The sequence below is a fragment of the Microbacterium sp. SCN 71-21 genome, assembly GCF_001725695.1.
Classification (GTDB): Bacteria; Actinomycetota; Actinomycetes; order Actinomycetales; family Microbacteriaceae; genus Microbacterium; species Microbacterium ginsengisoli.
The window spans coordinates 35,782-47,842 of the sequence record NZ_MEGA01000003.1 but is presented as its reverse complement, the minus strand read 5'-3'; the positions used below and the strand labels follow the sequence as shown (position 1 = coordinate 47,842).

The following is a 12,061-nucleotide window of genomic DNA, read 5'->3' as shown; positions in this document are numbered from 1 at the left end:
AGACGACGAGAGGGCGGCGACCGGAAGCATCCGGTCGCCGCCCTCTGTCGTTCGCGGGGCGCTCAGCCCTGGGGGGCGCCCACCTCTTCGCGCACCGCGACGGTCGCGGCGACGAGGTTGCGCAACGAGGCCTTCGTCTCGGCGTAGCCACGGGTCTTCAGACCGCAGTCGGGGTTGACCCAGATCTGGCGGGTCGGGATCGCCTTGACCGCGCGCTCGAGGAGCTCGGTGACCTCTTCGACGCTCGGGATGCGGGGCGAGTGGATGTCGTAGACACCCGGGCCGATGCCGTGGCTGAAGCCCGACGCAGAGATGTCGTCGATCACGTCGCCACGGCTGCGCGCCGCCTCGATCGAGGTGACGTCGGCGTCGAGGGCGGCGATCGCGTCGATCACGACGGCGAACTCCGAGTAGCACAGGTGCGTGTGCACCTGGGTGGCCGTCTCGGCTCCCGCGGTCGCCAGGCGGAACGATCCCACCGACCAGTCGAGGTAGGCGGGCTGGTCGGCCTTCTTCAGCGGAAGCAGCTCGCGCAGCGCGGGCTCGTCGACCTGGATGATCGCGATGCCGGCCTGCTCGAGGTCGCCGATCTCGTCGCGCAGCGCCAGGGCGACCTGGTTCGCGGTCTCGCCCAGCGGCTGGTCGTCGCGCACGAACGACCACGCGAGGATCGTCACCGGGCCGGTCAGCATGCCCTTGACGGGCTTCGCGGTGAGCGACTGGGCGTACTCGGCCCACGCCACCGTGATCGGCGCCGGACGCGACACGTCGCCCCAGAGGATCGACGGACGCGTCGCACGCGAGCCGTAGGACTGCACCCAGCCGTTCTGCGTCACCGCGAAGCCGTCGAGGTTCTCGGCGAAGTACTGCACCATGTCGTTGCGCTCGGGCTCGCCGTGCACGAGGACGTCGAGACCGAGATCCTCCTGCAGCGTGATGACCGCGGCGATCTCGTCGCGGAGGAACCCGTCGTACTCGGCCGTGGTGAGCTCGCCCTTCGCGTGGCGTGCGCGGGCGCGACGGATGTCACCGGTCTGCGGGAACGACCCGATCGTGGTCGTCGGGAGCGCCGGAAGGTGCAGCGCGGCATCCTGCGCCGCGGCACGCTCCGCGTAGTCGCCGCGCGAGAAGTCGGCGTCGGTCAGGGCGCCGGTGCGGGCACGCACCGCGTCGACACGCACGCCCGGTGCCGACCGACGGTCCTCGAGCGCCGCCGTCGCGGCGGCGAGGTCGTCGGCGATCGCGTCACGACCCTCGGCCAGGCCACGCGCGAGCACCGCGATCTGGCCGACCTTCTGATCGGCGAACGCGAGCCACGAGACGAGACGCTCATCGAGCGCGGGCTCGTCGGCGACGTCGTGCGGCACGTGCTGCAGCGAGGTGGTGGTGCCGGCGACGACGGATGCCGCGCCCAGCCCCTTCAGCGCCTCGAGCTTCTGCCAGGCGGCCTCGAGGTCGCCACGCCAGATGTTGCGGCCGTCGACGACGCCGCCCACGAGGGTCTTGGACTCGAGCCCGGGGACGGCCGCCGGAAGCGCACCGCGGCCGAGGTCGATCGCGAGCGCCTCGACGGGGGCGGCGGCCAGAACCTGCCACGCCTCGGGCGAGAGCTGCGCGTAGCCGGCGGTCACGAGGATCGACGGGCGGTCGGCGGCACCGCCGAGCACGGCGTAGGCGCGCTCCGCGAGCGCCGCGAGAGCGGCGGGGTCGACGTCGACGCTCTCGCTGACGAGGGCCGGCTCGTCGAGCTGTACCCACTCGGCTCCGGCCGCCTTCAGCGACGCGAGCAGCTCGACGTAGACGGGCAGGAGGTCATCGAGGCGGCTCGTCGGAGCGAAGCCGGCGGGCGCGGCATCCGTCGCCTTCGCCAGCGCGAGGAACGTGACGGGGCCGACGACGACGGGGCGCGTGACGAAGCCGTCGGCGCGGGCCTCGGCGACCTGGCGGGCGAAGCGGTCGCTCGTGAGCGCGAAGCGGGTCTCGGGACCGATCTCGGGAACCAGGTAGTGGTAGTTCGTGTCGAACCACTTGGTCATCTCCAGCGGCGCGTCATCGCCCTCGCCGCGGGCGGCCGTGAAGTAGGCCGACAGCGGCACGCTGCCGTCGCTCTCGCGCAGACGGGTGAAGCGGGCCGGCAGGGCGCCGACGGTCGCGGTGACATCGAGCACCTGGTCGTAGTAGGAGAACGACTCGGGGATCGAGGAGTCGGTTCGGCCGAGACCGAGCTCGACGAGACGCTCGCGGGTGGCACGGCGGAGGTCGGCCGCCGTGGCCTCGAGGTCGGCCTCGGAGAGCGCGCCCGCCCAGTGCGACTCGACGGCGCGCTTGAGCTCACGGCGGCGGCCGATGCGGGGGTAGCCGAGGATGGTTCCCTCGGGCAGGGCGGGTGCAGTCATCGACGTGACTCCTTCACTGGGGTGGAGGCGGGGCCGGAGGCGCCCGCGGTGAGAATACCTGCTTCACGGAGGACCGAGAGCACGGTGTCGTGGTTGTTGAACGCGTAGAGGTGCACACCGGGCGCTCCACCGGCCAGCACCTCCTCGGCGAGACGCGCGGCGTGCGCGATGCCGATCTCCCGCTGGCCCTCGGCGGTCGGCTCGACCTCGAGCGCGATCGCAAGGTCGGCGGGGATCTCCTCGCCGGTCAGCTGCAGCACACGGCGCAGCCGTGCCGGGCCGGTGATCGGCATGATCCCCGGCAGGATCGGGATGGTGACTCCCGCCGTACGGGCGCGGTCGACGAACCAGACGTAGTCGTCGGCGTGGAAGAACAGCTGGGTGATGGCGAGGGTCGCACCGGCGGCCTGCTTCGCCAGCAGCGCGTCGATGTGCTCGCGCGGATGCCGCGACCGCGGGTGGCCGTTCGGGAAGGCCGCGACGGCGATGTCGACCCGCGGGCGCGGATCGACGCGGGCGGCGCCGGGCATGCCGGGGATCCCGGACTCCTGGTAGGGAGCGCGCTCGGCCTGGACGCGGTCGATGAGCTGCACGAGCTGGGCGGCGCTCTCCAGGTCACCCAGGTACACGTCGTCCTCGGAGGTGCCCGCGGGCGGGTCTCCGCGCAGCGCGAGGAAGCTGCGGATGCCGGCGTCGAGGAACTCGCGGATGAGACGGTTGGCGCCCGCATAGGTGTTGCCCACGCACGTGAGGTGCGCCAGCGGCTCGACATCGGTCGTGGCGCGAATGTGACGCAGCACCTCGAGCGAGCGTCCGCCGGTGGATCCGCCGGCACCGTACGTCACCGAGATGAACCGCGGCCCGACCTCGGCGAGGCGCGCGATCGTCTCGTGCAGAGCCGCCTCTGACGCCGCCGTGCGAGGCGGGTACAGCTCGAACGAGAACGGCGCAGGCGCGGGCACGGAGTCGACGGAAGAGGTCATTTCACACGGTGGAAGAGGTGCGCAGAATGCGCATACGGGTGGGATCAGAGCATAAAGCACCGAGCGATGTGCGCAGCCGTGTGTGACGCCCGGAGTCACGCGAGCACCGCGCACGCGTCTCCCGCTCCGCGCCGAGCGGGCGGATGCCGCGGCCCGCGGCTAGCGTGGAGGGATGCCGCAGACTCTCCCCCACGGCTCCTGGCCGTCACCGCTGTCCGCCTCCGACATCGCCGGTTCCTCGCCCCGCTTCGACGGCGCGCGCCTGGTCGGATCGGAGATCTGGTGGGGCGCGTCGGTGCCCGAGGAGGGCGGCCGCGGCACCGTGCGCCGGCGATTCGAGGGCGGAGAGGTGGCGGAGATTCTTCCGGCACCGTGGAGCGCGCGCTCGGCGGTGCACGAGTACGGCGGCGGCGCGTGGGCTCCTCGCGGCGACGGCGGGCTGGTGTTCGTCGAGAAGGGCGACCAGCGGGTCTACTCACTCACCCCGGGTGAGGAACCTCAGCCTCTCACGCCGGGCGGGCTCGGACAGCGCTTCGGTGGGCTCACCGTCACGGGCGGTGCGCTGCTCGCGGTGCGCGAGACCCAGGACGCGCGCGGCACGACCCACGACGCCGTGCGCATCCCGCTCGACGGATCTGCCTCCGACGACCCGACCGCGCTGCAGGTCGTCGCATCCGGCACCGACTTCGTCGCCCAGCCCGCGCTCTCCCCCGACGGGCGTGAGATCGCCTGGATCGGCTGGAACCACCCGCACATGCCGTGGGAGCGCAGCGAACTCCGGCGCGCTCCACTCGGGCGGCCGGACGAGGCATCCGTCGTCGCCGGCGGCGCGAGCGCGCCGGTACAGCCGACGTGGGAGCCGGACGGCGCGCTGCTCTACTCCGACGACGAGACCGGGCGCTGGAACCTCCGTCGGGTGCGCGGCGGCATGGTGACGGAGGTCGCGCCCGCCGACGCCGACACCGGCGGCGCGCTGTGGGTGCTCGGCAGTCGCTGGTTCGCGCCGCTCGGTGGCGGCCGCATCGCCGCCCTCCGCACCAACGGCCGGGACGAGCTCGACGTCATCGAGGCGGACGGGACGAGTCGCGGCATCCCGCTGCCGGTCTCGAGCCACCTGCTCATCGAGGATGCCGCGGGCTCGCGCGTGCTGCTCACGGGCGCGGGCTCGGCCGTGTCGAGCGGACTGTGGCTCGTCGACGTCGAGACCGGCGCCGCGGAGGCCGTGGTCGGCGGCGCCGCGCCGCTGCCCGACGCCTGGCTGCCGACCCCGCGTGCGGTCACCTACCCCGGTCCGCACGGGCCGGTGCACGCGTTCGTCTACCCGCCGACCGCTCCCGGAATCGTGGCGCCCGCCGGCGAGCGCGCGCCGTACGTGGTCACCGTGCACGGCGGACCCACCTCCCACGTCGCGGGGGGCTTGTCAGGATCGATCGCCTACCTCACGAGCCGCGGCATCGGCGTGCTCGACGTCAACTACGGCGGGTCATCCGGCTACGGACGCGCCTACCGCGAGCGCCTCGACGGTCAGTGGGGCATCGTCGACGTCGACGACGTCCTCGCCGCGGTGGCCGGTCTCGTCGCGGAAGGCGACGCTGACGCCGCCCGCATCGCGATCGCCGGCGGCTCCGCGGGCGGATGGACCGTGCTCGCCGCCCTCGCCGGCAGCGACGTGTTCGCGGCGGGCATCTCGCGCTACGGCGTGGCCGATGCGCGCGCCCTCGCCGCCGACACGCACGACTTCGAGTCGCGCTACCTCGACGGCCTCATCGGTCCCCTGCCGGAGGCCGAGGCCGTCTATCTCGAGCGATCCCCGCTGTCACACACGGACCGGTTCGCGGCGCCCGTGCTGCTGCTGCAGGGCGCCGACGATGCCGTGGTGCCACCCGCCCAGTAGGAGGCCATCCGCGACGCGCTGGCGGCGCGCGGCATCCCGCACGCCTACCGTCTCTACGAGGGCGAGGGGCATGGCTTCCGCCGCCGGGAGACGATCATCGACGCCGCCGAGACCGAGCTCGCCTTCCTCGGCGCCGTGTTCGGATTCACTCCACCGGGGCTGCCGCCGCTCGCGCTCGACTGAGCGCCGAAGGGTCGCCGCTCACGACTGACGGACCTGAACGCTCAGCGCGCGAACGGGGCGAGCTCAGCGGCGAGACGCTCGGAGACGTGAGCGTGCAGCAGAGTGCCGGTCTCCTCGTGCGACTGGCTCACGATGAGCCCGGTGTCGTGCACCGCGGAGACGAGGTCCCCGCGACCGTAAGGCACGAGCGCCGTGATCTCCACCGCCGGCAGCGGCAGCGCGGCCTCGACAGCGGCACGCAGCTCGGCGATGCCCTCACCCGTGCGCGACGACACGAAGTACGCGCCCGGCACGAGTCCGCGCAGCACGAGGCGCGCGTCGGCATCGACGAGGTCGGCCTTGTTGAAGACGACGAGCTCCTGCGTGGCGCGCGCGCCGACCTCGCCGATCACGTCGCGCACCGTCGCGAGCTGCGCGGCAGGGTCGGGGTGGGAGCCGTCGACGACGTGCACGATCACATCGGCGTCGCCGACCTCCTCCAGCGTGGAGCGGAATGCCTCCACGAGCTGATGAGGCAGGTTGCGCACGAACCCGACGGTGTCGGTGAGCGTGTAGACGCGTCCATCGGATGCCTCGGCCCGCCGCACTGTCGCATCGAGCGTCGCGAACAGCGCGTTCTCCACGAGCACACCCGCGCTCGTGAGCCGGTTCAGCAGGCTCGACTTCCCCGCGTTCGTGTAGCCGGCGATCGCGACGGACGGGATCGTGTTGCGCTTGCGCTCGGCGCGCTTCGCATCGCGGGCCGGCGCGAAGTCGCGGATCTGCCGGCGCAGCATCGCCATGCGGGTGCGGATGCGGCGGCGATCGAGCTCGATCTTCGTCTCACCCGGTCCGCGCGAACCCATGCCGGCGCCGCCGGCGCCCACCTGGCCACCGGCCTGACGGCTCATCGAGTCACCCCACCCGCGCAGGCGCGGGAGGAGGTACTCGAGCTGGGCGAGCTCGACCTGGGCCTTGCCCTCACGAGACTTCGCGTGCTGGCTGAAGATGTCGAGGATGACGGTGGTGCGGTCGATGACCTTCACCTTCACGACGTCTTCGAGGGCACGCCGCTGGCTCGGTGCGAGCTCGGTGTCGGCGATCACGGTGTCGGCGCCGACCGCGGCGACGATGTCGCGCAGCTCCTCGGCCTTGCCGCGACCGACGTAGGTCGCGGGGTCGGGGTGCGGCCGACGCTGCAGCACGCCGTCGAGCACCGCGGCACCCGCGGTCTCGGCGAGCGCGGCGAGCTCGCGCAGCGAGTTCTCGGCGTCCTCCTGCTCACCCTGCGGATGCACGCCGACGAGCACGACGTTCTCGAGTCGCAGCTGCCGGTACTCGACCTCGGTGACGTCCTCGAGCTCGGTCGAGAGCCCGGGTACACGCCGCAGCGCGGCACGCTCCTCACGGTCCCACTGCTCGCCGTCGGTCTCGCCGCCGTACGCGGTCGACGCGTCTTGCAGAGCCTGCGCGGACCCGAGCTCGTCGAAGCGACGCACTCCCGCCCGCGCCTCCGCCCGAGCGAGCACCCGCTCCACGGCGTCATCCTGTCGACTCGCGTGCGCGGTGTCGATGTCGTCCGTCATCAATTCCTTTCGAGGATGCCCCGTGGCCGCGGCATCCGCTCACTCTAGCCTCCCGCCCAGACGCGCTCTCCGCTACGCTCGCACCATGCCGAGCGACCACTACTTCAGTGCGTCTCCGGCCAGTCCCGAACAGCAGCGGCTGATCACCGTGACGCTCGCGGGACGCGACGTGCAGGTGACGACCGCGAACGGCGTGTTCAGTCCCGATCGCCTCGACGCCGGAACGTCCGTGCTGCTGGCGAACACGCCCCCGCCGCCTCCCGGAGGTCATTTCCTCGACCTCGGCTGCGGGTGGGGTCCGATCTCACTGTCGCTGGCGATCGAGTCGCCGCGCGCCACCATCTGGGCGGTCGATGTCAACCAGCGGGCCCTCGGACTCGTCCGCGCCACCGCGGAGCGCCTGGGCCTCGAGAACGTCAACGCGGTGACGCCCGACGATGTTCCCGACGACGTGGTGTTCCGCACGATCCGGTCGAACCCGCCCATCCGCGTCGGCAAGAACGAGCTGCACGACATGCTCGAGCGCTGGATCCCGCGGCTCGACGAGCGCTCCGACGGCTGGTTCGTCGTCGCCCGCAACCTCGGGTCGGACTCCCTGCAGCGGTGGATCTCGGCGACCTTCCCCATGGGCTACAGCGTGCACCGCGCGGCGACCGCGCGGGGGTACCGCGTCCTCAAGGTGCGCCGACACGGCACCCCGCCGACCGAGGCGATCGAGCTGCCCTACCCGGTCGACTGATCGGGCGCTTGTCGGCCGATTCCCCGCGGTCGCGCTCGAGGCGATAGCCCGCCGCGAGCGACGTCCGTCGAACGCGCACCCGCCGGTCAGGCGAGCGCGACCTCGCCCGGAGCACCCGCCGTTCAGGCGAGGGCGACCTCGCCCGTGTAGGTGAGCACGGCTGGGCCGGAGAGCAGCACGTGACCGTCGACGACCCGCACGCCGAGTTCGCCGCCCGGCACGGCGACGCGCCAGCGGTCGGGGGCGGCGGGGCCCGCCCAATGGCGCACAGCGAGGGCCGCGGCGGCGACGCCGGTGCCGCAGCTGAGCGTCTCGCCGACACCGCGCTCGAACACCCGCATGCGGATGGAACCGACCCCGTCCACCACGAGAGGCTCTCCCGGAACGACGAACTCGACGTTCGCGCCCGCCGCCGGTGCGGGCGTCAGCTGGGGAACGTACGCCAGCTCGAGGCCGTCGAGCTCGTCATGCGAAGGAAGTGCGACGACCACGTGCGGGTTGCCCACGTCGATGCCAAGACCGGGTCGCGCCACCGGCAGACCCTTGGCCTGCACCAGAACGTCGGTCTCGTCGACGACGAACACACCCAGGTCGACCTCGAAGCCGTCGCCGTCGCGACGCACGGTCTTGACGCCGGCGCGCGTGCCGATGCGCTGCTCGCCGAATGTCGCGAGTCCCGCCTGCTCGAGGTAGCGGGCGAAGACACGGATGCCGTTGCCGCACATCTCCGCCGCCGAGCCGTCCGCGTTGCGGTAGTCCATGAACCACTCGACTCCCGATGCCGCCGCCTTGGCGCCCTCGGCGATCGCCGCGGAGCGCACGACACGCAGCGTTCCGTCGGCGCCGATGCCGAAGCGGCGGTCGGTGAGAGCCGCGACCTGGGCGTCGGAGAGGTCGACGACGCCGTCGGGGTCGGCGATGATCACGAAATCGTTGCCGGTCCCCTGGCCTTTGGTGAACGGCAATGCGGGCATGGGTCGAGTCTACGGGCGCCGTGCGAGGGCCGCGTCGAGGGCGTCGGATGCCGCGGCATCCGGCTCGACCCACGCAAGACCGTCGTAGCGGCGGAACCAGGACACCTGCCGCCGCGCATAACGGCGGGTGAGCGCCTGGGCCTGGGCGATCGCCTCAGCCTCGGTGAGCACGCCGTCGAGCTGATCGAGCGCCTGTGCGTAGCCGATCGCGCGGCGCGCGGTGACGCCCTCGTCGAGTCCGTCGGCGCGCAGCCGTTCGGCCTCGGCGACGATGCCGTCGCGCCACATCCGCTCGACGCGGGCGTCGAGGCGGACGACGAGCTCGTCGCGCGCGACCCCGGGGGCCATGAGCAGGGTGTCCGCGCGCCACAGCACCGGGGCATCGGGAAGCGCTGCACCGTGCGTCGCCTCGCCCTGCGCCAGCACTTCGAGCGCGCGCACGATGCGCCGCCCGTTGGCCGGGTCGATGCGCTGCGCCGTGGCCGGGTCGAGATCGCGCAGACGCGCGAACAGCACGCCGGGTCCGTCCTCCGAGAGCTCCGCCTCGAGGCGCTCGCGCACCGCCTCGTCGCGCGGGGGGAAGCGGAAGTCGTAGATCACGCCGGAGACGTAGAGTCCCGAGCCGCCGACGAGGATCGCATCGGCGTCGCGCGCGTGGATCTCATCGATGAGACGCCGAGCCTCGGTCTGGTACCAGGCGACCGCGGCGTCGTCTCGCACGCTGAGCACGTCGAGCAGGTGATGCGGGATGCCGCGGCGCTCGGCGACCGTGAGCTTGGCGGTGCCGATGTCCATGCCGCGGTAGAGCTGCATCGCGTCGGCGTTCACGATCTCGGCGGCACCGCCGGTCGCGGCGAGGTGGTCGGCGAGCCGCAGCGATAGATCGCTCTTGCCGGTGCCGGTGGCGCCGACGACCGCGATGACGCGGCCGCTCACACCCCGACGCGGAGCGTGGGCAGCCCCAGCCGCACGGGCGCGCCCGGTGCGGACTCGCCATGCGGAGACGGGATGCCGCACGCCTCCGCCTGCCCGCGATCCCAGGCGTCACCGGCACGGGTGCGACGGATGCGCAGGGCGCCCTGCTCGCCGTCGGCGAGGAGGTAGAACGGCGCCGCCTGCGTGATCTCGACGGTCACGACGTCGCCCGGGCGCGGTTCGGGCGAACCGGCGGGCACCGCGAAGTGCACGAGCCTGTTGTCTTCGGCGCGCCCGGTCAGACGCAGGGTCGCGGCATCCTTCTTGCCCTCACCGGTGGAGACGAGCACGTTGACGGTGCGTCCCACTTGGCGTTGGTTCTCCTCGAGGGAGATGCGGTCCTGCAGCGCGACGAGGCGCTCGTAGCGCTCCTGCACGACCGCCTTCGGCACCTGGTCGGGCATAGTGGCCGCCGGCGTACCCTCGCGGATCGAGTACTGGAAGGTGAACGCGCTCGCGAAGCGTGCCTGCTCGACGACGCGCAGGGTGTCCTCGAAGTCCTCGTCGGTCTCGCCCGGGAAGCCGACGATGATGTCGGTCGTGATCGCCGCGTGCGGGATGCGGGCGCGCACCCTGTCGAGGATGCCGAGGAAGCGCTCGCTGCGGTACGAGCGGCGCATGGCCTTCAGGATGCGGTCGGAGCCGGACTGCAGCGGCATGTGCAGCTGCGGCATGACAGAACCGGTCTCGGCCATCGCGTCGATGACATCGTCGGTGAACGCGGCGGGGTGGGGGCTCGTGAAGCGGATGCGCTCGAGACCGTCGATCTCGCCGGCGGCACGCAGGAGCTTGCCGAACGCCTCGCGGTCGCCGAACTCGACGCCGTAGCTGTTGACGTTCTGACCGAGGAGCGTCACCTCGATGGCGCCGTCATCGACCAGCAGCTTGATCTCGCTGAGGATGTCTCCGGGTCGCCGGTCGCGCTCTTTGCCGCGCAGGCTCGGCACGATGCAGAACGTGCAGGTGTTGTTGCAGCCCACGGAGATCGACACCCAGCCGCTGTGGGCGCTGTCGCGCTTGGTCGGGAGGGTCGACGGGAACACTTCGAGCGATTCGAGAATCTCGAGCTCGGCATCGCCGTTGTGTCGTGCGCGCTCGAGAAGGGTCGGAAGGGAGCCCATGTTGTGCGTGCCGAAGACGACGTCGACCCACGGCGCCTTGTCGAGGACGACCTGCTTGTCCATCTGGGCGAGACATCCCCCGACGGCGATCTGCATGCCGGCGCGGGCGTCCTTGCGGGCCTTCAGGTGGCCGAGGGTGCCGTACAGCTTGCCGGCGGCGTTGTCGCGAACGGCACAGGTGTTGATCACGACGACGTCGGCATCCTCGCCGTCGGCCGCGCGCACGTACCCGGCGCTCTCGAGAGAGCCGGAAAGCCGCTCGGAGTCGTGCACGTTCATCTGGCAGCCGAATGTGCGCACCTCGTACGTGCGCGCGTGCCCGTCGACGTCGAGGGCTGCCGACGACGGCGCGATGAGAGTCGGGGTACTGCGAGGGGAGGTCATGATGCCTGTCATTCTACGGTCGGCTCCACGACAGACGGCCTGACCAGCACGCGACGGAGTCAGTCGGTGAATCGCACCCCGGAGGTACGGGGTCGCTCGCCCAGGGCCTGCCGCGCGACCCGCATCGACGTCGCCCCGTTGAAGCCGCGGCGCTGCAGTTGTCCGACGAGACGGCGCAGCCCCACCTCGGGAGGGAGTGAGCGCAGGGTGCGGGCCTTGCCGAGCGCGAACTCGAGCGCGCGCTCCTCCTCGTCATCGGGCAGCTGGTCGATCGTGACGTCGATCACCTCGCGGTCGAGACCGCGCTGCACGAGCGCCTGACGTACGGCGCCCCTCCCCTGCCGCTTCTGAAGCCCCTTGTGCACGAGCTGCTCGGCGAGGGCCGCGTCATCGAGGTAACCGCGATCGACGCAGGCGTCGATGATCTCGTCGATCTGCATCTGATCAAGTCCTTCGGCCCGCAGCACACCGTGGGCCTCACGCACCGACAGACTCCGCCCCCGCAGGCGCTTCAGCAGGGTCTGCTCCGCCGCCGCGGCGTCGATCGCCGGCGGCGGTGTCTCGCCGTCACCGGGGCCGGCGATCGCGCGACCCGACGACGGGCTTCGCCCGCGATCCGGCGCGCGCGTCGAGTCGTCGACGGCTCCCAGCGCGTGCAGCCCCCGGGCGGCCGGTGCCGTCCAGGTGGTGTGCCACCGCGTGTCGGGTTCGGCAGGCGCGTCGGGAGAGGCATCCGTCGAGGAGGACGCCAACGTCGGACGCGGCAGGCCGGCCGACGCGGAGCGCCCGAAGAGGGGGATGACGGGGGCGAGCCCGTCGGGCTCGCCCCCAGGAGGTACCGTCATGA

8 protein-coding genes and 1 pseudogene are annotated in these 12,061 nt (G+C 72.2%); 2 read left to right on the top strand and 7 right to left on the bottom strand.

Going from position 1 to position 12,061, the window contains the following annotated elements:
* Positions 1-62 precede the first annotated feature (62 nt).
* Together metE and ABT08_RS00975 are read right to left on the bottom strand one after the other, a co-directional pair.
* Positions 63-2,396: a 5-methyltetrahydropteroyltriglutamate--homocysteine S-methyltransferase gene (metE, locus tag ABT08_RS00980; RefSeq protein WP_288113716.1), complete on the bottom strand. Its 2,334-nt coding sequence runs from the start codon at positions 2,394-2,396 to the stop codon at positions 63-65.
* On the bottom strand, positions 2,393-3,379 hold the full coding sequence (locus ABT08_RS00975) for a methylenetetrahydrofolate reductase (protein WP_045247614.1): 987 nt from the start codon (positions 3,377-3,379) through the stop codon (positions 2,393-2,395). Before ABT08_RS00975 ends, metE begins: the two co-directional genes overlap by 4 nt.
* Positions 3,380-3,551: 172 nt before the next feature.
* Between ABT08_RS00975 and ABT08_RS00970 the strand changes: the two are divergent.
* A pseudogene (locus ABT08_RS00970) lies at positions 3,552-5,456 on the top strand (S9 family peptidase).
* 41 nt (positions 5,457-5,497) lie between these two features.
* Here the strand turns inward: ABT08_RS00970 and hflX are convergent.
* Complete coding sequence (hflX, locus tag ABT08_RS00965) at positions 5,498-7,021, bottom strand: GTPase HflX (RefSeq protein ID WP_056519496.1); 1,524 nt, start codon at positions 7,019-7,021, stop codon at positions 5,498-5,500.
* An 85-nt stretch (positions 7,022-7,106) separates the two neighbouring features.
* Between hflX and ABT08_RS00960 the strand changes: the two genes are divergently transcribed.
* A complete protein-coding gene (locus ABT08_RS00960; RefSeq protein ID WP_056209370.1) occupies positions 7,107-7,760 on the top strand; it encodes a class I SAM-dependent methyltransferase in 654 nt (217 codons plus the stop codon).
* Between the two features lie 122 nt (positions 7,761-7,882).
* Here ABT08_RS00960 and dapF read toward each other — a convergent pair whose 3' ends face one another.
* From dapF to ABT08_RS00940, 4 genes are read right to left on the bottom strand one after another with little or no spacing between them, the layout of a single operon-like run.
* Positions 7,883-8,734 (bottom strand): diaminopimelate epimerase, encoded by an 852-nt coding sequence (gene dapF / locus ABT08_RS00955; RefSeq protein WP_056209372.1) that lies wholly within the window; start codon positions 8,732-8,734, stop codon positions 7,883-7,885.
* Positions 8,735-8,743: 9 nt separating this feature from the next.
* Positions 8,744-9,670: a tRNA (adenosine(37)-N6)-dimethylallyltransferase MiaA gene (gene miaA, locus ABT08_RS00950; RefSeq protein ID WP_273206390.1), complete on the bottom strand. Its 927-nt coding sequence runs from the start codon at positions 9,668-9,670 to the stop codon at positions 8,744-8,746.
* A complete protein-coding gene (gene miaB / locus ABT08_RS00945; protein WP_137877726.1) occupies positions 9,667-11,214 on the bottom strand; it encodes a tRNA (N6-isopentenyl adenosine(37)-C2)-methylthiotransferase MiaB in 1,548 nt (515 codons plus the stop codon). The genes miaA and miaB overlap by 4 nt, the downstream gene beginning before the upstream one ends.
* A gap of 59 nt (positions 11,215-11,273) precedes the next feature.
* Entirely contained in the window at positions 11,274-12,059 is a 786-nt protein-coding gene (locus ABT08_RS00940) for a regulatory protein RecX (RefSeq protein WP_288113713.1), read from the bottom strand.
* Between the last annotated feature and the right edge of the window lie 2 nt (positions 12,060-12,061).